The 1,175-nt window shown below is 44.7% G+C and carries 1 protein-coding gene and 1 pseudogene; both read left to right on the top strand.

The window, feature by feature from the left end; all coding sequences use genetic code 11:
- Window positions 1-745: pseudogene (locus BUA56_RS23150) on the top strand (hypothetical protein); the annotation flags it as partial.
- Window positions 745-1,175 (top strand): hypothetical protein (locus BUA56_RS22500; RefSeq protein ID WP_207650969.1); only part of this gene is annotated, 431 nt, incomplete at its 3' end. The pseudogene BUA56_RS23150 and the gene BUA56_RS22500, both read left to right, overlap by 1 nt.

Genomic DNA, 1,175 nt, shown 5'->3' with positions numbered 1-1,175 from the left:
GGCAGCCATTAAGGCCGCCAGCACTGGAATTAACTCAGCATCCGATAAGATGGCGGAGCTGGCCTTACAATCTGGTGCAATCAAGAAGGAAATAGCCGCCAAAGAGGCTGAACTGGCAGCATTACCCGAATCCATGGACTTATCAGGTAACCAGGAGTTCCAGGCGATGCAGGCAGAAGTGATTGCAATGGAAGAGGCCCACAACTCCATGACCTCCGCGGCAGATATCCGTAGTCAGCTCAAAATTGCCATATCCGGTAAGAATGAGGAATTGTTAGCGGTACAGCGCAAGATTGCGTCTGCGGACAATACAGTGGCGAAGGAACGTATTGCAGAGTTACAGCAGGAACAGAAACAGGTGGGTCAGTTAATAGCAGACCAGGAAAAGCAGTTGTATCTTCTGGAGCAGTTTACCAGAGTCAAAATGGACATGCTGTCAGATAAGATTAATGGACGTTTCAAAAAAGCCAACTTTATTTTGTTCCGCAATCAAATTAACGGCGGCATGGCAGAGTGTTGTGAATGTGAATATGCCGGAGTGCCGTACAGTTCACTGAACAGCGGACACCGGATTGTGGTGGGTCTGGATATCATCAATACTTTGCAGGATATTTATGAGGTGAAGGCCCCGGTATTCATTGACAACGCCGAGGGGTTGAATGACTTCAACCTGCCGGTCATGGATTGCCAGATGGTGACTCTGGCGGTATCCGATGATGCGGAGTTGAGAGTGGAGGTGGCATGATGAGTCATTTTAGTGTTGCAGTATTCACGGACGGACGCAAGACCATTGAAGAACTTTTGGAGCCATACAATGAAAATCTAGTAGTTCCAACATATATAAGACAAACTAAATTGGATGCTATTAAAGAGGTTAGAGAAGAAATCGCTGAATATGCAATAAACGGTCCATATGCCCAATGGCTTTCTAATAAAGATGAATATGAAAAAGGCTGTAAAAATGAGAGTCATTTGAGATATTTACGTGAAGAATTTCCGAAAAAATTATATTGGACAGATGAGGACTGCTACAGAGACGCAATTAAATACTGTGAAGAAGATGAACTTGACGCAAATGGAAATATTCTTTCTACATACAACCCAAGATCAAAGTGGGATTGGTATTCAATTGGCGGTAGATGGGCAGGAATGTTGCCGGCTGTAACAGGTACCCA

Origin of the sequence: Lactonifactor longoviformis DSM 17459 (genome assembly GCF_900129135.1) — a bacterium.
Lineage (GTDB): Bacteria > Bacillota > Clostridia > Lachnospirales > Lachnospiraceae > Lactonifactor > Lactonifactor longoviformis.
The sequence above is the reverse complement of the archived record's forward strand: the minus strand, read 5'-3'. Positions and strand labels throughout refer to the sequence as shown.